The sequence below is a fragment of the Flavisolibacter tropicus genome, from assembly GCF_001644645.1.
GTDB classification, from domain to species: domain Bacteria; phylum Bacteroidota; class Bacteroidia; order Chitinophagales; family Chitinophagaceae; genus Flavisolibacter; species Flavisolibacter tropicus.
This window is the reverse complement of the sequence record NZ_CP011390.1, coordinates 2,163,543-2,183,338: the sequence shown is the minus strand read 5'-3', so window position 1 is coordinate 2,183,338 and position 19,796 is coordinate 2,163,543. Positions and strand designations below refer to the sequence as shown.

Below are 19,796 nucleotides of genomic sequence, written 5' to 3'. Positions count from 1 at the left end.
GTTTGAGGTGGAGGGATTTGGAGGCCCTGTTTAATGAGTCATGCCTGCCCCTACATAAACTTCTAACCGTTTCAATTCTGCTCCATTCCGGTGCTGTGCGCCCAGTATCAACACTTTCGGGTGGCGAAAGCTTTTTGGTGATCCTGCATTTGCTTTGAGATTGTCTGACCTTGCTGGAAGAAAAACGAGAATTGAATCCCTTTTCATTGACGAAAGTTTCGGCACCTTGGATTCAGAAACGCTTGACACTGCAATTTCTGCTTTGGAAAAGTTGCAGGCTGGCGGCAAAACGATCGGTATTATTTCGCACGTAGAGGCTCTGAAAGAACGGATTGGTACGCAGATAGAAGTAAAAAAGAATCCTGGCGGATGTAGCAATATTAAGGTGAAGGTGTATGAAAAGGAGTATAAGAATGGATGAAAGTATGTGTAAATATTTATAGGATAATTATATCCAAAGGTTCATTAGTAAAGTGCTTAAGCATAGTTATTACCTGTGCATTAGGGAAACTCTATCAATATCATGAAGTAATTCATCGTCGGCTTCTATAAAAGGGTCGTACCAATCCGCCTTTTTTCGTGCCCAAGCAAGCCATTGCGTGATTTCTTCTGAAGGACCGACACTCTGAACGGCTTTTTGTTCTACTGCCTCAATATAGTTGCGTAGAGTAACGGCCTTGTGCCAGCGCTCAGCTTTTTGAAGCATAATTTTAAAATCTATTAGCTCTTTTTCTTTTCGCGCGGCAAACTCTTCGGCTAGGCGCCTTTTTTCGCGCTGTTCTTGCCAGAATTTTTCCAGCTGTTCCTGGCGCTCTTTACGACGAATGGCTTCCATTTCAAGGCGGGCTATAATTCTAGGCAGTTGCGCTTCTAAGGGCTCTTTGCCATCTTTCCATTCAGATCCACCTTCAATCCGAAAGGACAAAATACCGGTAGGGCATAATTCAGAAGATTGCCAGGACCATTTAGGATTGTCGATTATCACCCGTTTAAGTTTCTCCTTTATACTAACCTCAATTTTTAGTGTATTTATGATTACATATGTTTTTTCGGTGTCTACTTCAATTGTATGCCCCCTACTGCGTAACGCTTTGATCAGTGTATCTAAAATGCGAAGTGCCCGACTTATATTTTGAGGTGAAACACGAATAGTAAGTTCGCCTCTTGACGTGGAGATAACGCCTTGATAAGGACCATAGCTTGCTTCTTTCCGACTCAAGCTTACTTTAGCAGACGCAATGAGTGGATCGGGAGAGGTTAGTCTGTCGGGAACGACAAATTTTAATTCAGAGTTGGCTTGAAGTTGCTTCACCAATGCATGCACAGACTCCTTTTTAGAAATGTTATCTACGTCATCTTCATTTCGTAGAGAAAGCCGCACCTCACTTGCTCCTGAATAAGTAGTAGGCAGTTTGATTTTGTCAACTGGCTTTCCATGTTTGAGCTTTTCCCAATGGCCAGCTTTTGGTAACGGGATATTCATCCGAATACAAAGCTTACGCAATCCAACATCCGAAATCGCATACTTTCTAGAAAGGGAAAGTAGGGATTGTGACCACACCAACTCATAAAGCTGGTTACGGGTGAAAGTGTCTTGCCTGGTAGCTTCCATGTTTCAGGTTTTAAAGGGAAAGTACGATTCTATGGTTCTACATTTATTATAAGATGCCACGAAATCGTGCAATTTGATGGAAAGAACAGATGTGCTCCTAATTAGAGGATTGGCTTTCTGTCTTCATCTTGAACGAATAAAAAATTCCTGCTCTAACCCTTTCTTTTGTGCCTTTATAAAGTTTGCCAAACCATCGACCTCTCGATGGGCATTGAAATCGAAATCTTTCAAGTGGTTAATTTGTTTCTGGTACAATTCGCGACTTCCGTGGTGTGAGATGAACTCCTCAATTCTATCCGGTATTAGAAAACCACACCTCTGTGTACCTATTTTGTTTTTAAACTCTGTGATATAAATGTGGATGCCTTTAAGATCAAAATCGCCATAATGCAGGTATTTATTTGGAATAAGCTTAAGCCAATCAGTGATGGAATTACTATTTTGATAGCGCCATAGGAATAGCGCCTTTGTCCCAGCAAAAAGAGCTTTTTGCTTTGAAATTTGCTTAAAGCTCTCAAAGCCTTCTACTCCCACAATGGTAATTGCCTTATCAAGAACGATATTACTAAAGTCGTGGATGAAGGTAAAATGGGATCCCCCCGGTTGAATAATCACCTTCTCACCGCTGATGATTATCTCAATGGGTTCTAACGCATTTACCAAAAAGCCTTGGAAAAGCTTGCCTTTTTTAAACTTTGAATTCCCCGTTGCTTCCACGGCGTCCGCTCTGGTTGATTCTTCATTTGTAAGAAATTCAATATAGGAGGGAAGGGACGCAATTTGATATTGGCTTTTTAAATAGGATGAGAGACGGTCCGGATAATTACACCTCACTTTATACATGGCTGTTCCCACTCTCCTTGATGATAGAATACCTTCCTTTATCAACTCTTCAGCCAGTGTTTTGCCGCTGCCTTTAAAGACACTTAGATTAAGTTCTTCTTGCTCTTTTACTAGATTTAAAAGATTCTGTGCTGTGGTGATGGAAAGTTTCATTTATACTTCTATAGTATTGGTCAATAGTTTGATAATCTGCATCGTATCGTTTTTGCCATTCCTTAGCTTGTACGTGGTGTTATAGTGCATCTCCAGCTTGCTTTCGTTGGGCAAACCGTTGATCAGCAAAATGTTTTTGGGCGCCACAAACTTTAAGAGCTCTTTCATATAATTGGTTGCAATCTTGCCCACTTCATCAATCAAGCAATGCACCTTAAAGTGCTGTGCGGTTTTTTGAGTAGATTCTTTGATGAATAAGTTGAGCAGGATAATATAAATGATGGATTTAACTAAAATATCCGTTCCATCGGATCCTATTTTAGGTAGTCTTTCCACCCAGCCGGTCTCGTTTTTCTTTTCCTTGATGTTGAACTGGAGTTCAAAAGTGTCCTGGAGCTGAATCTTTTCTTTGCCTTCCTCTTCTAAAATCTTAAAGAGCTTAGCCAAGGCGTCCACAGATTTTTTGTGCAATTCGTTGTTTTGCTTGGTGTTGCTGTTAAACAAGTTGAGTTCTCCTATGCCAAACTGATGAGCGTTTTTTATCTCTGCAATGGCTTGCAATTGTTTTAACACCAGGCTTTTGCCTTCTTTGTACCGGATTTTAATAAACTGAATAAGCCGGCCTTCGGAAAAGTTACTACTTTCCAGTTCTGAGTCAATGTTTAGGATTGTCTTTTTAACCTTGTCCAGTTGCCGCATTAGATCATTAACCTTAGTGCCTATGGAGTCCAGGATCATCCAGTGTTGTCGGCCCAGCTCATCGATTGAGGTTCTAAGTCGGTCCTCCACCACAAAAGATTTTAAATTGGTAGCAAAGGCTTGATAGTCGAATTCCGTAGTGTTATTTACCTTAAAGTTGAAATGGTTGTCTGCTCTAAAGGAACCAGCCAGCTTACTGATGCTTTCGCGAAGGATTTGAGAATCGTTAATGAACTTCTGTTGTAGGCTTTGTAATTTTAAGCATAAATCAATAATTGAGACTTCTACAAAAGCTTCCGGCGCCTGGGTGATTTTGTTTTTATAAACTTCCGCTAAATGGCTGGAGCTGGCAAACTGTTTTTCATAGTAACGAAGCCCTTCTACATGTTCCTTCTTACTGGCCTCAACTTGTCTTTGTTGGCTTTCAAGTCCTAACCTAATGCCTGCATGATCCTTTTTGACCTTTTCCCATTCCTGCGTATGTTCTTCTTGTTTTTTCAATAGCTGCTGCCGCTCTTTTTTAAATACCTCTATTTTGTCGATATACTCCTCTTTATCATTTTTATACTTAATAACCAGTTCCTCATTTTGCTCTAATTGATCCAATATAGCTTTTAACTTCCTGACTTCTTCCCGAACCTGAGTAATCCTTTTAGAATCGATGCCTTCGTTTTGAAGCGCTGAGGCCTTTTGCTGGTCAATTTCCAGTTGTCTTTGGGCGAGATCAGTAAGCTTACTTTCTTTTTCTTCTTGAAGTATTTCCAAGGAACGGTTGTGCTGCTCACGTATAGCTTTTTCTTTCTCCCACCTTTCGCTTTGTAGGCTTTGTATTTCCGTTTTAAGGATGTTTTGGAGCGATGTTATTTTATTAGTGATTGCTTGAAGATCTTGCCGAATCGACTTCTGCTTGTCATTATTCTGCATAGTAAGCCGATCCTTTTCCCCTTGTGATTTGGAGATCCAATCAGAATGGGATAGTTGCTTTTCTTCCAGGGTGGTTTGCAGGCTTTGTACCTTGTAGTTTAAATGGCCACTTTGCTCATTCAACTCTTGAATCTTTTTTCGAAGAGGTGCTAATTCCGCTTCTTGTTTTTCCCCTGCTTCCTTTCTGTATTCAATAACAGCGTTTTCTAACTCTTTTATTTCCTGCTCAATGGCTCTTTGACTTGTTTCGTATTCCTGAATGGATTTTGCCTGGACTTCTACGCCACTTAGGTTTAATTGTATACCGTATAGACTAACCTGTAGCGAGGAAAGACTAGGCTCCAAATCAGTACGGAACAAGAGATCTTCACTGCAAACCTTGCCAATTGTTTCTTTCCAATCGGGGTAATTGGTTTCTAAAAACCCATAAAAGGCATTATGCTGAAGGGAAAGCTTTTTACGTAGGCTTTCCAATTGTTCTTTTTTTTCAGCAATAGCTTGTTGCTTGCGCTCCTGATAATTCTTTAGCTCTGACTTATACTTCTCCTCAACCAATCCAGCTTTTTCGATTAGGCTCTTAATGTCTTTAGGATTTTGCTCCAGCGCTAGTTTTGCTTCATAGAGTTCTTGGTTTATGTTTAGTAATTGGCGCTCTATCTCTGAGAGTTCCTTTTGAAAAGGAACAGTTCCTTTGATAAGGGAAACTTCAAGCTCTAGTTTGAACAGGGCTTCTTTTTTGGCGGCGGCGTCATAAGTTAGTTCTGTGATTTCTTGGGTTTGCTGCTGATTTAAGACATCTAGTTGTTGGGCATAAACATGTTTAATCTCTTCCTGCTTACCAGTAAAAAGGCGATCTATCTCAAGCCCCTTTTTGCTTAATTCAATTTCAAAACTAGCGCGCTCGTTGTCCACACCCTGGTACAATAATGCAAATCGCTGTTCGGTGTCCTGAAAAGCTGTAGTTAAAGTCGTGTACTCGATTGTTCTGGCATTCCATTCGGCTTTGGTGGAATCTTTCTGCTGATACAGCGAAAGCAGGGTAGGGGCATTGCTCTGGTGATAGGTACGTTCCAGACTTTCAGCTTTATTTATATTGCTCTCAATGCCCCCTAGAAGAATGTTTTGTTGATCTTTAGTTTGCTGGTGATTATATTCTTTTTCTTTAAAATTTTGGTCGGCTTGAAAGATGTGGTCATTAATTTTTCCCAATTCAAAATCTAAAACATCAATTTGGTTTTGCGCATACTTTATAGCGCTACCCAACTGTACAGCTGTATCCTGTTGGGAAAATTTATACTGTTCGAGCTGATCGAACGTTTTATCGATGAGTTGAGCTAAGTGCTGGTTTTCGGGTCTTTTGAAATTTTCAACGTCTTCCAATTTATCTTTAAACTGACGTATCTGCCGTTTTATCTGATCCAGCGATATATCGGTGCCAGTTTCGCTGACAGCATTTGCAATAAAGTTTTTGATAAAGTCGGCTTCAATGGTCGCAGAGGAACTCAAAAAGATGTCTGTAATAGCCCGCGGTACATTGTCATACTTGCTGTTACCATGAATCAGGTAAAAGTCCTTAAAGTCCTTGCTTTTGGTGGCACCGTAGATGATTTCCCTGTATTCCTGAAACGTATCAACCCGTTTGCTCACGTAAATGGAAGGCAGAACATTTCGGATGGAAGCCAGAACCTCGTTGAGTCCCAAAGCCATTCGGTCTTGAATAAAGTGTTCTTTGTTGTAGGGCCCCTCTACAAAATAAAAGACGATGCGGTTCTGACGACTGGTAATAATATGGAAAAATTCTCCCGTTTCTGTCTTTACCTCATAAATAATATAAGAGTTGTAACTGGGAAAGTAATATTCTTCAAAAGGTTTAAAGGGAAGGTTGCGTGGAATGCCCAGTTTTTGAGTATCGGCGTTATAAAAGAATAAAATGGCTCTTTGCGTGGTGGACTTTCCTTCGCCGTTGATCCCGATAAAACAAGTATTGCCTGACAACTCGATTTCAGAGTAGGGGCAATTGCCTACGTTAATGAATACGATTTTATTCAGTTGCCGAAAGTGCTTGCTCTCCATAAATTTCGATCTGCTTAATAATTTCAAGTAAATAATTAAAGGAATCCAAAACCTTATAAGTCTCTGTTTCTTCGTCTTCCAATTCCAAAAAGGTATCAGCGGTCAAGAAATCCAAAATCTCCCGCAGCTTGTCCGTTATATTGGCTTTGTTGCCGCCAATTCGGATTTCTTCGAGCTTTTCTTTTTGCATGGGATTACCCAGGCATTCCTGTGCTATTTCGGTGATTGTGTATCTGGTCCCTACAAATGGAGGGTTCTCCAGGGAGGTGAAAAGGTCGAGTATGTCTATATAGCGTTCAAATTTTAGGATCTTTTCTTCCCTTAGTGTCTCTTTTTCGCTGATCTGGCTAAAATAATAATAGCCATTACCGCATTCCAAGCTAAGGTTGATCAGTGCGAAGTAGGCTTTTAGCCGTTCAAAGTGGTCTTCCTCACTGATGTAGCGGTAGAGTTTACCTGCGTGGTCTTTTGAGGCATTTGATGATATAAAGTTGCCTTTACTTAGAAGCTGAAAGATTTCGGTGGTGTACTCTTTATGCAGGTTCATAAACATCTTGTTTGGCATAAACCAATGCAAAACCAATCTTTTGTTTTTGCCCGTTTACATTGATAAATTCATAATGGTCAAAGTCATGGTTAATAACCAAAGCGTCATCGTAATCCATGACAATTTCAATAAATAGCCGGAGCTTGTCTTCTAGTGTGATGGTTCCAAGCGCTTCGGGGTAAGGAAAGCGGACAAGGAACTCAAATAGGTTGCTATTGCTCTCAGCAAATTTCTTTACCAAGCTGTTGATATTGATTTTAAGTGCCTTTTCTGGAGCAGCTTCCTCAAGATCAATGGTTTTATGTAGGGAATCCTGGATTGGCTTTGCCTGCTGCAATTTTAGCCGCTCAGCGACTTTGGCTAAAACCTTAGAACCCTCGTCTGTCCGGAGATACTCAAGGGATATTCTTGGCTTCAGCACCTGTCTTTTTTCAAATAAAAGAAGGTTTTCTCTTTCTAATACAGCTTTGAAGTTGGTCTGGTGGTGGAGCTCGCCTCGGTTTTTTAACTCCTTTAAGTATTGGCACTTTTGAAAGAGCACTTGCTGTTCCCGGACGCGGTTGATGTATTCAAGGATTTTATTTTGGATTTCGATTAGGTAATCCTTGTCAGATTTTAAACTAAATCGCAAGGAATGGAGCAGGGAAGATAATTCTGCGTCAACTATGCTTACCAAAAGACCTTTGGATTCTTGATAGATCTTTTCAGTTTCTTCTATAAGATCAATAATAGTGTCTCTTTTGATTTTAAAACTTTCAAGCCGCTGCATTTTGATGCTGTAGTTCGCTTCATTGCGGTACGTATCATCAATGGCTTTTTGGAGCTTTATGATTTCTCGATGAGTAATCGAAATAATCTTTTGTAGCGTGTTTTTTATCTTTTTGACATACTTGGGATTTTGCTCTTGGCGGTAATAATTTAAATTCTCATTAAGAGCTTGTACGTTGTCATCAATAAAGCCAATTGAAATTTCTCCTATTTCCAAAAAGTCTAAAAAGAAAGTAGAGAGCCGCTCGTCCAAGCTAACGTATCCGTTGTTTTCATGAATGATTCCCGAATTGATCAAATACTCCATCTTGTCCAATGTAACCTCTTCCCGAGCCAGGATTTCGGAAGTCAGGATGGATTCCTTTTTTCCGAAAAGAAGGTCGATCAAGTCACTGTTTTGGTGCAGTAGTTTTAGTAATTCTTTTATAGAAAGTCTAATGGACATAGGGGTGTCCTTCTTTTGTAGTTGGACGCAAAATATTTATAGGTTTAAAAGTTGAGTAGACTTGCTAACATAAGCTAAAGAAAGTACTTAGTCAAATCTGTCATATTGGTAATGTTTAAAAAATGAAGAATAGTACTATTTACCATCTCCAAACTTTCAGGATAATCAATCATTGCCTGAGCGAGTTTGGAATACTATTATTCATTTTTAATCATAGGAAAAGTAAACAAGACCGCTTATGCGGTCTTGTAGATTTGACTAACTTTTCTTTTTAGTAGAAGAGTTAGGCTTGTTTGTTTCCTTAACCGTCGTATTTGGATGTGATTTGGCATAGGACGGTTTTACATAGCGGCCAGTTACTGCGCTACGATAACTACTCCTTGATGATTTTCCTTTGGACATAAAAAGGATGTTTTAATAAATTAAGAATATGTACCCGTGAGTGATAGATCTTCAACCGGTGCTAGAGGTGCATCACGTTTTACAACTGCAATACCATTTTCTCTACCAGATTCACTCGTATAATTTTCGCTGCGGCCGATGATCTCACCATTAGCACTTTTCAAATTAAAAGTGTAATTGGAGTAGCCATTCTTGCGTTCATAGCGGCTGTCGTAAGGGGCATTGACCTTTACTGATGCAATGCCATTGATACAAGCTTGTTTTGTGGTATAGCCTTCGCTACTTAAGACCTTTTCACCATTTGCGGCTTTTAGGTTATAGTAGTACTGATTATTCGTATTGCTTTTAAATATTTGAAACTTGGGATTATTCACTTTTTAAAATTTAGTTAGAAGACGGCAATAGAGCTGTCTTCCAGATTAATCGATTAATTTTATTACTGCTCTAAGAGCTATGCAAACCAGGGTAAATAGGGCTATGCCAGAGAGTAGTTCGGCTTCTTTGCCGTACACAGTCATGCATGTCCCCTTACTGCATAGGGTTACTTTATTTGTTTTCATAAAAACGAATTGTTGAATGATTAAAATAGATTTCCTGGAGGCTGTAGTTTCTCTAAAGCCTCCTTCGATTAGTTACTCTCTTAGACATACCAAGGGCATGTCCAATCCGAGTACCGGATGGTGTGCTTTCTTGTTTACTTGACTCTATTTTATTGTTAACAATTCCAGATAGGAAGCCTGATGGCTAGGGGAGGTATTGTAAATTCAAGAAGAGGTCTTACTTTTGAGGTGCGAATTCTAAGTAGTGAGTCAGGGAGTAAGCCTGAATTCTCTTCTTGAAAATACAATACCGGGTAGGCTTTCTATCTGGTATTTATTTTTATATCGATAAGCTATATTTTAAGTTTACTAATAGCGTTTTATCTAAGTTATTCTTCAGCCCTTTTACTTTTTCAATTCCTTGATCATATGTTATTTTACCGTTGGCCAGGCATTTTAGCATAAGTAACTCAAGGCGCCTCGGACTTTCGCTGCCCATGTAATTTCCATAATTAGGTTGAGCTTGATAAGCCTCTTTCCATTTATGCAAACTTTCCCAGGAAAGCAGCTTCAAATGCACGGCTCTTCGCCAGATAGCCTGTATGGAAATGCCAAAGGTTTCTTTAAGGGAAATAAAGTCCTGCATCAAAAACTTGGTACGGCCTTTCCAAAATTGCTTCAATACCTGTTCCGGTAAAAGAAGGGCACCTGCGAAAGTGTCACAGATTTGCTCAATATTGTCTTTCAATGATTCAACGACAATAGAGCCCAAAAGGATGTGACCCAATTCATGAAGGGCCGTAAAGCGCTTACGAGTAATCTCCTGAGTTTTGGTGTTTAAAACAATAATGGGTTTGCCCTGGTAAAAAGCGGAAAAACCTTCATAGTCGTACTGGCTGTTCTTTTCTACCACGCAAATGCCTTTGTTCTCCAAAACCCCTACAATGTTTGAAATAGGAGCAAAGCCTAATTGCCATTGCAATCGGACTTCTGCAGCCGCTCTTTCTACATCGGAAAGATCCTTAATCTGCCAATGCTTAAGCGGATTGTCAAAAACAATTGTATCCTTAGTTAGTGCTTCCAACTCTGTCGTAAGCTCCATTTCTTCTATAACTTCATCTTCAATACTAGAAAGCTTAATCATGGCTTCTTCCACTCCGGAGCGAAACGATACCTGCTCGAGCCGTTTTTCTTTTGAAAACAACTCGTTAATCGGAATATTTAAGTATAAGGCTATATTGTGTAATACCTCAGGATTCGGTGTAAGCTGGTCTTTTTCAAATTTGTAGACGCTCTGTTTGGAAAGGTTGAGCAATTTGGCCAAATCCTCCATAGATAAACCGGCCCTCAGTCTGGCTGCTTTTATTCTTTCAGAAAGTCCTACGGTCATAATTTATCTAATTTGTGAATCCAAAGATATACCTCTGCGGTAGCACATGCAAGTAAACTAGTTGGATATTTATGCACAGTTTAAGTTTACGATGTTAATATTTATTATTCGGTAATCATATTATTCGCAAATAATACTACATGGATATATAGTTGTCAGATTGCCAGAGTAATTATAAGGGAGTAGATATGCTTTTGACTGCAATAAATGATATATAAAACGTTCAATTAAAAACCTGCATTTTTTATAACTCTTTGGTATCTAAATAATAGTATTCATATTTATTATTTCTAAATAATATAACGCCGGTGTAATATTTGGGGCAAAGGCTTAGTCTTAATTAGAGTAGCAAAAAATGAAAGGGTTTTGGAATAGTTCTTTTTTCAATCTAAGTTTAAGTTAGTAGACGCATAGCGCAAACACCAGTCAGACTGATAATGCAAACTAACTGAAGGTATTATATTCAAAAGGTACGGTACTCCGCGTTCAGACAAATGAAGCATCAATGTCATCAGGAATATTTCATGAAACTAAATAAAGTTGAATCTAAGAAGACATAGCGAAATGGCTCCTTGTCTTGCCAAAGAAAGGTCTTCGAACCACTGTGCGATAAACGGTAACGGGCATCCTCCCTAATTACTTGTAAATCGAAGTAGGTTTATTGAAAGGGAGGTTAACACAAAATTGCTTGGCTTCCTTATACTGAATAACCCCGATGTGCAGCCAGAGATTGAAGTGAAAACGAATTAAAGGATAGGTGTGTCTATATTACTAACATTTGACAAAAGCCTCAGTATTTAGTCAGGAAACGTGTTTGTAGCCCTATATTGTAAAATCCCGGATTGGAATACTAACACCAGCAGATAATTGAAAAGATACAAAAGAGCAATTGAGTTCAATCGAAATCCAGACAAAAACCTGTAAAAGTTAAGCGATACATTTGACGGGTCTCGCCACTCATATCTAGAGTATATAAACTTTTTTTAAATTTGCTATCAGACAAATTGACAAAATGCAGGCTGTGTTTTACAGACCTCATATTAAAGATTTGCTCAATTTTTACCAAAAGACTGCTATGTACTTATGAAAGTTAAGTTTTTGAAAGCATCTAATGGAGATGCCATATGGATCACTTTGATAGACGAAGAAAGCAAACCTAGAAATATTTTGATTGATGGAGGAATTGGCTCAACCTATCAGTCCAAAGATAAAAAAGGTAAAGCCGTATTTGGGGATTTAGGACATGAAATTGAGAATTTAAAAAAGCTCAATGAAGTAGATTGCAACCATAAGATTGATTTGTTGATTTTAACTCACGTTGACGACGATCATATTGGGGGGTTGCTGAAATGGTTTGAACAGGACCCTTCTTTTTCCAAATTGATAGGTAAAATTTGGTTTAATAGTGGTCGTTTGATAAGTGAGTATATTCATCAAAAGCAACAAGATGATTTTGACATTGTATTAAATATTAGAGATAACAATAATACAAGTATCAGGCAAGGCGCAACGTTTGAAACGTACGCTACTACAAACCAGCTCTGGGAAAGGCGGCTAATTTTACAAGAGCAGGAACATACTGTTTTTGGTTTAACATTCAGAATTCTTTCACCCTCGAAAGATAGAGTTCAGTTGTTGTTAAATAAATGGAAGTCCGAGGATCAATCCCTTAATACATCTAAAAGCAATGACTACTCCAAATCAATTGCAGATCACATTAAAGACGATCAATTCTTAGAAGATGATTCCGTTCATAATGGCAGCTCAATTGCATTTATTCTAACGTATGGAACAAAAAATTTCTTGTTCCTTGCAGATGCCCACCCAAGTGTTATTATAGAAGGTCTTAGACATTTCGGTTTCGATTCAACTAAAAGGCTCACCGCTGAGTTTGTAAAAGTCAGCCATCACGGTAGCAAGTTTAACACTTCTAAGGAGCTTCTAAAGATCTTAGATAGCTCTGTCTTTATCATCAGTTCAAATGGACAAATTCACAACTTACCTGACAAGCAATGCTTGGCTAGAATAATTGGTTGCTGTAACAACCCAAAAATTCTCTTTAATTACCCTGAGTTAACAGCAAAGATTTTCACAAAGTCAGACTGTGATTCAAACCAGTTTTTAGTTGGTGAAGTTTCAGAACTAAATTTTAATTGTGATTAATAACGATACCTTGGCCCACTTCACTGTTATGGTGAATAACGGTAGCGGTTGCCTTTTCAATGGCGCAACAACCGACTATCTATACGTTCTTACGTGTAAGCATAATCTTATTTCGAATCAAACTGTGCAGGTGGCTGCTCATTATTTAGATGACCACGGACATTTAGTTGAGGTGGCTCTTGAAGTTATAGAGCAGCCATTTATTCATAAAGACCCAAATAAAGATGCAGCGATTATTAAGGTCAAATTTGCAGAAAAGGGTCTGCAGCTCTTGATAATTAACGATCCTGTTAGTTTCAGCAAAACATTGAAACTAGCCGGATACCCAGAAGTGCGCAGTGACAAAACCTACCAACTTCGTTTAAACGACATTGAGGTTGTCCAAACTGGCGAGCATGGATATATTGAAGCAGTCGTAGGTGGGAATGCAAACTATGACGAAATTGTAGGGCAATCAGGTGGTGGAATTTTTTTTATTGAGGGTGAGCGAATCTTTTTGATAGGCATTCAATCCCGAATGGCCGCCAAAAATGAGCAATTGAGCAGAGTAGAATTTATGCCGATCAAATTCTTTGAAGAGATTATTTCGGACAATAGTGTTCACCTTAAAGAATTATTACCGCACTATTTATATAGCTTTTCATTCTTGAAAACGCAGGTCATGAAATTAGAAGGGTGTTTTATAGAACAAAATGTAGCTTTTACTAGAGATTATCTTCGTGCCATTGGAGAAGAGATAATCCAAAGCCCTTTAACCCCTCTACTGATTAAAAATGCCTTTAAAGAACGTCTTGTCGTACATAATCAGGCTCTTTATTGTCTTTCCGAGAAAGGCATATGGATTGCATGGCTTGAGTTTCTCATTGTAATGAGAATAATGATGGATAAGAAAATTACAGATATTAATTTAGAAGAAATATTTAATAGCTATCGTTTGATTTTCTCTGGAACAGATGGGGACTGGGCTCAAGAAATGCCAAGTATTATGAGGTCTGATTACAAAGGGTTAAAAAAGGGCGGTAAGGTGATAGTTAGTACGAATAGAAAACCTATAAAACCGTTTATTCCTGAAGGTATGGTTACTGATTTAGTACGCGATAACAGGGTGCAATCAGGAGAATTGAAAATTGATGACGGCATCGGTCATCCATTGAAAGCCTATAAATTGTACCATCTGCATGCTTTTCAGGCTATATGCATAATCGGAAAGGAGACAGATTACAAAAATTTTTCAACACTGACAGAAGACGAACTTTTTAAAACATTACAGACGGAATTCAATGGTTTACTCCAACAACACCCCTGACATTATAGCCATACTAAAGGACGAGTATAAAGATTTGTTCATAAAGTTCAAATCAATTGATTATAGGGGGCTTATCAGCTTATTCATAGTTCAGGTTTCAAGTAATGAGCTACTCTCGAATTATTGGGATAAGATTTCCGGTTCAATTGCGGCATATTATCAACCTTACCTCAGCAACGACTTTGAGAAATGGAACATTTACATAATGTATATCTCAACAATAAAGGTAGACCAACACCTGAAATACAAAATTGAAAATGACCGCTTCTCAAGTCGAAAAATTGTTATTGACCAGTTTAATAAGGAAGTGAATGACCTTACAATTGAGGATTTGGTAATAGATCATATTACAAACAAAGATTTGCCACTTCGGACAGTACAAAGAGGTAAAATTAAGGGTGACTACACTTCCAGTTCACCAATATGGAACCTTCTTAGCAAAACTAGTCTTAAAAGGGGCAATGGAAGAAGAGCAGAGGCAGATGTATTATTACAAGCAATCTCTACAAAATTGGGCAAATGAAGATTAAAAAGGTTGAGATACAGGCATTCCGAGCATACTCAAAAGTTACAGATTGCACGTTTGACTTCACTTTGAATGATAAGTCAACCGCAGACTTTATATCGATATATGCACCGAACGGTTTTGGAAAGACTTCTTTCTATGATGCTGTTGAATGGTGCTACACAAATAACATCTATCGTTTCGTTAGAAGAGATGCTTTGAATCGTGCCTATGCTCAAGATGAAAAGCAACTGAAATTCGAGCTAGACGAAAGTAAAAGTCCATTGCGGTTTATTCGTAATAAAAATAGTCCTGACAGCCTTCCTGGTTTCGTTAGAATTCACTTAGCAAATCCAGATGCAATCAAAGAACGTAAAATTCCAAGCCCAATACGGATTGATAGTAGTGATTATGGATTTGATGAAAAAATTACTGAGAATCATTTTTTTAGAGACGTCATTCTTTCACAAGAAAGTATAGATGCTTTCTTAAAAGAAGACCAGCCAGAGGGGCGCTATAATAAGTTCATGGCTCTATTCGGCGACAAGGAACTTGATAATGCCTATAGCAACATCCTTTATTTAATTAAAATTAACACCGAAAAATTAAATCGCCTCGAAGACGAACTTAATAAAATTCAACTTGAACTTCCATTGGATATGGATGATTCAATCTTAGAAAAAGTAAATGCCGTCGTTGATGAACTTAATGGATTGAATGTATCTGTTAATAGGCTAGCTGGGAATAGCAATGATAGCGAGCTACTTGCTTTTTCTAATACAATTGCGGACAAGATCCTTGCTCTTGAAGCCGAAGCAACTATCTCGAAATCAACAATAGAGAAAGTAAAGCAGCTTAAGCTTAAGGTTAATGAATACAATGAATCGAGGAACTCAGCCTTAAAACTGTCCACGGAAATAGATAAGTTAAATAGTATCAAGGCAACTTTTAATACGATAAATACTAGCAAAAACCTAATTGTCAATTGTGATACCAAGATAAAGTCGCAACTTGCTATTCAAAAAGAACTTCAATCAATTGTATCTATACTTCCTGAATATTTTGATCTCCTCCAAATTATTAGGGACAATGAATCTTTCCAAAAGTCCACTCGCGCAGACCTTATAGACGCGCAAAATAAACTTAATCAGGAGCAGACACGACAAGAGGCACTTCGAAAGCGGAAAAATGACAGTCTACGAAGACAAAACGATTTGTTTAAGCGGCATGCAGCCTATCCAGGCTTAGCTCATTTAGTAACTAATTCAACCACAGAGGTAGAGCAATTAGAGGCAAAAATCAATGAACTGAGAGTTGATTTCAATAGAGCTGCTCAAGACACGAACAGTCAGGAAGCTAATATTCGACAACTTGAAAATGAGATTGCCGCCATAAAGAAGTATGAGTTCAGTGAAATAACATTAAGCGATTTTGAGCTCTTACCAAAAGTTAATCTGATCCATGCTCTGCAGCAAAACGTTATCCAAATACGAAAAGAGCTTGATACACTTGAGGCTGAAAGTAGCATGCAGCTTAAACTTCAAGATGATATCAGAAGAATTATTATATTAGGCACTGAGCTTGTGGACAGACAAAAGTCCGACCATTGTCCACTTTGTAGTTCATCGTTTGAAAGTCACGAGTCACTTTCGAAATCAATATTAAATAACCCTTTACTTTCTGACCGCTTACAGATTTTATTTTCAACTAAAAGTGAAAAAGAAAAAGAGTTACAGCAAATCCTCAATGAAATAAGCTTATTGCGGGAACAAATAATCTCTTCAAATAGTGAGAAACTAGCTCTTGCTCGTGAAAAGCTTCAAGTATTAACAAGGGATAATGCGCAGATTCAAATCAATCTTGAGTTAGAGAGCAAAAACTTAAACGTTAAACAAGCAGCGCTTAATGCCACTCTGTCCCAGCTCGGTGGAAAGACATTACTTCAATACTCAACCCAGATCACGAATGAATTAGACATTTTGTCGCAACAATTTGAGATTTTAGAAGCTGAAGAAAGTGAGTGCTCAGCCAATATTGACCAATGGATAAAGACAATAAATGAATTAAATCAAAAACTTGCATCGGCAGAGAGCGAAATCTTGAAATCAAAGTCTACAATTACATATTTAAAAGTTAATCAGTATATAACCGATCATAATCTCACTTCAATTGACTCTACTTATATTGGACTGGTTGAGGAGCAGACTAGGAAGCAACTCAGTTCTCTTCAGAATACCTTATCAATGTTACAAGCAGAACTGGATGAGAATGTAAAACATGTTGATGCTCAAAATTTATCTTCTGTAGAAAATGAGTTGGTAACGTATTTAGCCCAATTAAAACAGTTGGAGGCTGACCAACGTTCTTATATTTCTCTAATTGATGAGATCTTTCCTAATCGGAAGTTTGGCATTGAAGGTGAAATTATTGCTGAAAATTTGAGCACTAGAAAGGCATTAGAAACTGCTCTGCTTGATAATTTGATTATAAAGATTAATCTCTTAAAACGGGCTGAAGAATATAAAAAGAATGTTCTTCCTTTCCTAACTTACAATAGGAACATGGCTAAAAGAGATGAATTGAATTCTGAGATCAACTTCTACCGGAATACAGTAGGTAAAGAATTGCTAAACGAAAAGGAGAAACTAGCGGCGTTTATTGATACTCAGATCCAATCATTCTTCTATGAAGATTTGATAAATAAGCTTTACCAGAAAATTGACCCCCACCCCGAATATCGACAGATAAAATTCAAATGTGATTTTACTGGAGATAAACCAAAAATGAATGTTTTTGTAAACGACGACGGCAAAACCTTCGTTATACCTAACTTATATTTCAGCACTGCTCAAATGAATATCTTGAGTTTGAGCATATTCTTAGCAAAAGCATTGAATGCAACCGACGATGATGGTAACCCAATAGATTGCATATTTATTGATGACCCTATCCAATCAATGGATAGTATCAATATTCTTTCGACTATTGACTTGTTTCGCAGTATTGTGAATAATTTGAACAAGCAAATTATCTTGTCTACCCATGACGAAAACTTCCACATATTGCTGCAAAAGAAAATTCCATCAACAATATATAGAGCTAAATACATCGAGTTAGAAACGTTTGGGATAGTCAAATCATAGGTGTCCACCAAGCGTGATGGTAGAAGATTTGAGTTGTCAAACATATTATGAAGAGGGGAGGGATTGATGTTTTTAACTTAGAAAATGCTTCAAAATGTAATTTTGGTATCAAAAACTTATCTTTTTAATTGATTTAGTTTTAAATCTTGTTCTTATGAAGCCTTTAAGGATACTCATTCTTCTAAGGGCTTCCTTTACAAAAAATACATAGAACTGAAATCAAACTTCAAAATAATAGGGAAGCCTAGGTTCAATTTCAAACTCAGTTATATAAAAAGCTGATAAAAATTTCTATACTAGTTTTGTATATAATTCATCAATAATACATGCACCAGTGCTTTTTTGCCCAATTGAATGACTTTTCTATGCATTTCAGCTCAAATTTCCTTTAGGCTTTTTCTAGATTGATGATTAAGGTGAAGATCACCTTTGCTTGGAAGGAATGAGGTCCTTTTCTCTTAAAATTGTCCCTAGTAGCTATATAAATATCCAGGCCTCTTTACTTCTCTTTTGGATAACAGGTAAAGCCCCAAGTTGCTGTAGGGGCCGCTATTTGCTCGAGTCTACCTCGATTGTAATAATACTGGGGCGCAGCCGGCAAAGCTTTGTTGAACAGAGAAACGCTACACCTCTTCAAGAGAAGCCACTAGATTGCATTTAGCTTTACTGATCGTCAACTCACTGTTTAAAATCGATTTGCGCAAGTGTGGCTTACGCCTTTATCACAGTACTAATTGTATTTTCTTTTATTAATGATAGTTTACATAACGATCCGATCCCTATAGCAATGAATAATATGTAGCGTTGCTGTTTGTGAAATTACAAAGCTCATATACAAAATCCGATACTTTAATAATAATGCTTAATAAGAAAGATATAGGGTAGTAGCATAGCGATTAATCTGTTTTTTATAATCCTAAGCTCAGTGAGTTAAATTTAGCTTTTCTCTTTCTACTGGGTTTCTGTTGTTTTTTATTGAACACATTTTGTCACAACAAAGCAATTAGCAGAATTAACTTTATAGGTTGGTCACTTGTTCTATCTTTTTAAGTGGTTTGTCAAATATGTTTTATCCAGTTTTTAAATCTGTATTCTTCTAAATTGCCCAATTTTAAAGTGCAGAAATTTTTAGGGGAGGCTGCATGCTATTTTAATACCAATATAACGTATTCGATAGTTTATTAAACTACATTTCAGCGCACTTTACTTTATCTACGTTAATAACTAGATTCAGAATTCTGCGACAAACCATCAGTTTGTAATAAATATAACAAACGAAATTATAGATAATTAAAAAATTTAATTGTCTTTATGTCTGGTCCGAGATAATAAATGGCTATACGACTAGTTTTTTTATAGTTGAAGGAGTTGGGAAAACTTTAATCATTTGCCTTTGAAAACTTTTCCACTTACAAACAGGAAGCAAGCATTCAAACATTTTGCTTAATCTAAATTGAATGAATGCTTGCAACAAATGAAAATATTAAATGGAAATTTCAGAAACATAGGCCGTCATATGTTCCTTGATTTTTTCGGCCACAGTATTCCGAATTTGGCTGTAGGCTACTGGGCTGAAAGTAGCACGCTTGGAAATGTATTCGAGTTTGGTCTTGTCTTTGGTGGCACGGAAAAACAAAATCTGTTTGATCTTATGATCAGAGGTCAACAAGAAGGTGCCCAAGTGTAGAAAGACGGCATCTTTTTCCACAACAGCCAATCCTATCTGGAAGCAACCTTTTTTAAGAGTATGCGTATTTTTTTCAAACGCTAAAATGCGCCGGTCTTCATCGCTTAAAGCTTTTACAGCTTCTAAGGTTTTTGTGATAACGGACAGGTAATTACCACCAAAAGCTGCTGTAAGAATTTTAATGATGGCATCTTGTACCTCAAAGACCTGGCCTGAGCTTTCAAAGGTGGAAATATCTTTGCCTTCTACTAGCCAGCCAATATTTGATAAGACTTCTGCAAACATTTGATACCAATGTAGGATATCGTCTTCCTTAGGATATTTCTTGTTGGCAGCAAGCTGCGCTAGCAATGTTGATTGCAATATGTCCTCACGGTTCTGTGCAGGTACATTGGTGATAAAAGAAATAAGGCTTTTATCGGCAATGAAGGCCTGCTCTACACCCTCTATTAATTTTATTCCTTCAGGCTCTCCTTCTCCTCTGGCAAGGCCTGGCGCTGCCTTAGGTAGTCCTATTTCAAGGTCAGAAACATAAGCAATCGGGTCTTGTTGAACGGGGCTGATAACTTCCATAATTAGAGTTTTAATGGTTGAAAA

General features: G+C 37.8%; 14 protein-coding genes. 5 read left to right on the top strand and 9 right to left on the bottom strand.

Annotation, left to right across the window (positions count from 1 at the left end):
* Nucleotides 1-226: 226 nt before the first annotated feature.
* The gene (locus SY85_RS25935; RefSeq protein ID WP_226999055.1) at nt 227-421 is read left to right on the top strand and encodes a hypothetical protein; all 195 of its coding nucleotides are present in this window, start codon (nt 227-229) and stop codon (nt 419-421) included.
* Nucleotides 422-490: 69 nt separating this feature from the next.
* Here SY85_RS25935 and SY85_RS09110 read toward each other — a convergent pair whose 3' ends face one another.
* The 8 genes from SY85_RS09110 to SY85_RS09080 form a co-directional block, all read right to left on the bottom strand.
* Nucleotides 491-1,612 carry a hypothetical protein gene (locus tag SY85_RS09110; protein ID WP_066403779.1) on the bottom strand — a complete coding sequence of 374 codons (1,122 nt, stop codon included), beginning with the start codon at nt 1,610-1,612 and terminating at the stop codon, nt 491-493.
* Nucleotides 1,613-1,735: 123 nt separating this feature from the next.
* On the bottom strand, nt 1,736-2,608 hold the full coding sequence (locus SY85_RS09105; RefSeq protein WP_066403777.1) for a DUF7281 domain-containing protein: 873 nt from the start codon (nt 2,606-2,608) through the stop codon (nt 1,736-1,738).
* Nucleotides 2,609-6,304 carry an ATP-binding protein gene (locus tag SY85_RS09100; RefSeq protein WP_066403775.1) on the bottom strand — a complete coding sequence of 1,232 codons (3,696 nt, stop codon included), beginning with the start codon at nt 6,302-6,304 and terminating at the stop codon, nt 2,609-2,611.
* Nucleotides 6,273-6,851, bottom strand: coding sequence for a condensin complex protein MksE (locus SY85_RS09095; protein ID WP_082886348.1), 579 nt, complete (start codon nt 6,849-6,851; stop codon nt 6,273-6,275). The genes SY85_RS09100 and SY85_RS09095 overlap by 32 nt, the downstream gene beginning before the upstream one ends.
* Nucleotides 6,838-8,007 (bottom strand): hypothetical protein, encoded by a 1,170-nt coding sequence (locus tag SY85_RS09090; RefSeq protein WP_148661142.1) that lies wholly within the window; start codon nt 8,005-8,007, stop codon nt 6,838-6,840. Before SY85_RS09090 ends, SY85_RS09095 begins: the two co-directional genes overlap by 14 nt.
* A 315-nt stretch (nt 8,008-8,322) precedes the next feature.
* Nucleotides 8,323-8,466 (bottom strand): multidrug transporter, encoded by a 144-nt coding sequence (locus tag SY85_RS25790; RefSeq protein WP_193408753.1) that lies wholly within the window; start codon nt 8,464-8,466, stop codon nt 8,323-8,325.
* 20 nt (nt 8,467-8,486) lie between these two features.
* Nucleotides 8,487-8,840 (bottom strand): YegP family protein, encoded by a 354-nt coding sequence (locus SY85_RS09085; protein ID WP_066403768.1) that lies wholly within the window; start codon nt 8,838-8,840, stop codon nt 8,487-8,489.
* 505 nt (nt 8,841-9,345) lie between these two features.
* Nucleotides 9,346-10,395 carry an XRE family transcriptional regulator gene (locus tag SY85_RS09080; RefSeq protein ID WP_066403766.1) on the bottom strand — a complete coding sequence of 350 codons (1,050 nt, stop codon included), beginning with the start codon at nt 10,393-10,395 and terminating at the stop codon, nt 9,346-9,348.
* Between the two features lie 1,083 nt (nt 10,396-11,478).
* Between SY85_RS09080 and SY85_RS09075 the strand changes: the two genes are divergently transcribed.
* The 4 genes from SY85_RS09075 to SY85_RS09060 are packed head-to-tail and all read left to right on the top strand — an operon-like array spanning nt 11,479 to nt 17,512.
* Nucleotides 11,479-12,558: a ComEC/Rec2 family competence protein gene (locus SY85_RS09075; RefSeq protein ID WP_066403764.1), complete on the top strand. Its 1,080-nt coding sequence runs from the start codon at nt 11,479-11,481 to the stop codon at nt 12,556-12,558.
* Nucleotides 12,551-13,864: an ABC-three component system protein gene (locus SY85_RS09070; RefSeq protein ID WP_066403762.1), complete on the top strand. Its 1,314-nt coding sequence runs from the start codon at nt 12,551-12,553 to the stop codon at nt 13,862-13,864. The genes SY85_RS09075 and SY85_RS09070 overlap by 8 nt, the downstream gene beginning before the upstream one ends.
* Nucleotides 13,839-14,387, top strand: a complete 549-nt coding sequence (locus tag SY85_RS09065) for an ABC-three component system middle component 1 (RefSeq protein WP_066403758.1) — start codon at nt 13,839-13,841, stop codon at nt 14,385-14,387. The genes SY85_RS09070 and SY85_RS09065 overlap by 26 nt, the downstream gene beginning before the upstream one ends.
* Nucleotides 14,384-17,512: an AAA family ATPase gene (locus SY85_RS09060; RefSeq protein ID WP_066403757.1), complete on the top strand. Its 3,129-nt coding sequence runs from the start codon at nt 14,384-14,386 to the stop codon at nt 17,510-17,512. Before SY85_RS09065 ends, SY85_RS09060 begins: the two co-directional genes overlap by 4 nt.
* Nucleotides 17,513-18,995: 1,483 nt before the next feature.
* Here SY85_RS09060 and SY85_RS09055 read toward each other — a convergent pair.
* The gene (locus tag SY85_RS09055) at nt 18,996-19,772 is read right to left on the bottom strand and encodes a hypothetical protein (RefSeq protein WP_066403756.1); all 777 of its coding nucleotides are present in this window, start codon (nt 19,770-19,772) and stop codon (nt 18,996-18,998) included.
* Between the last annotated feature and the right edge of the window lie 24 nt (nt 19,773-19,796).

Coding starts and splice junctions, on each gene's coding strand:
- SY85_RS25790 (WP_193408753.1), bottom strand. CDS start 8,466: ATGTCCAAAGGAAAATCATCAAGGAGTAGTTATCGTAGCGCAGTAACT.
- SY85_RS09095 (WP_082886348.1), bottom strand. CDS start 6,851: ATGAACCTGCATAAAGAGTACACCACCGAAATCTTTCAGCTTCTAAGT.
- SY85_RS09100 (WP_066403775.1), bottom strand. CDS start 6,304: ATGGAGAGCAAGCACTTTCGGCAACTGAATAAAATCGTATTCATTAAC.
- SY85_RS09060 (WP_066403757.1), top strand. CDS start 14,384: ATGAAGATTAAAAAGGTTGAGATACAGGCATTCCGAGCATACTCAAAA.
- SY85_RS09065 (WP_066403758.1), top strand. CDS start 13,839: ATGGTTTACTCCAACAACACCCCTGACATTATAGCCATACTAAAGGAC.
- SY85_RS09055 (WP_066403756.1), bottom strand. CDS start 19,772: ATGGAAGTTATCAGCCCCGTTCAACAAGACCCGATTGCTTATGTTTCT.
- SY85_RS09080 (WP_066403766.1), bottom strand. CDS start 10,395: ATGACCGTAGGACTTTCTGAAAGAATAAAAGCAGCCAGACTGAGGGCC.
- SY85_RS09110 (WP_066403779.1), bottom strand. CDS start 1,612: ATGGAAGCTACCAGGCAAGACACTTTCACCCGTAACCAGCTTTATGAG.
- SY85_RS09105 (WP_066403777.1), bottom strand. CDS start 2,608: ATGAAACTTTCCATCACCACAGCACAGAATCTTTTAAATCTAGTAAAA.
- SY85_RS09075 (WP_066403764.1), top strand. CDS start 11,479: ATGAAAGTTAAGTTTTTGAAAGCATCTAATGGAGATGCCATATGGATC.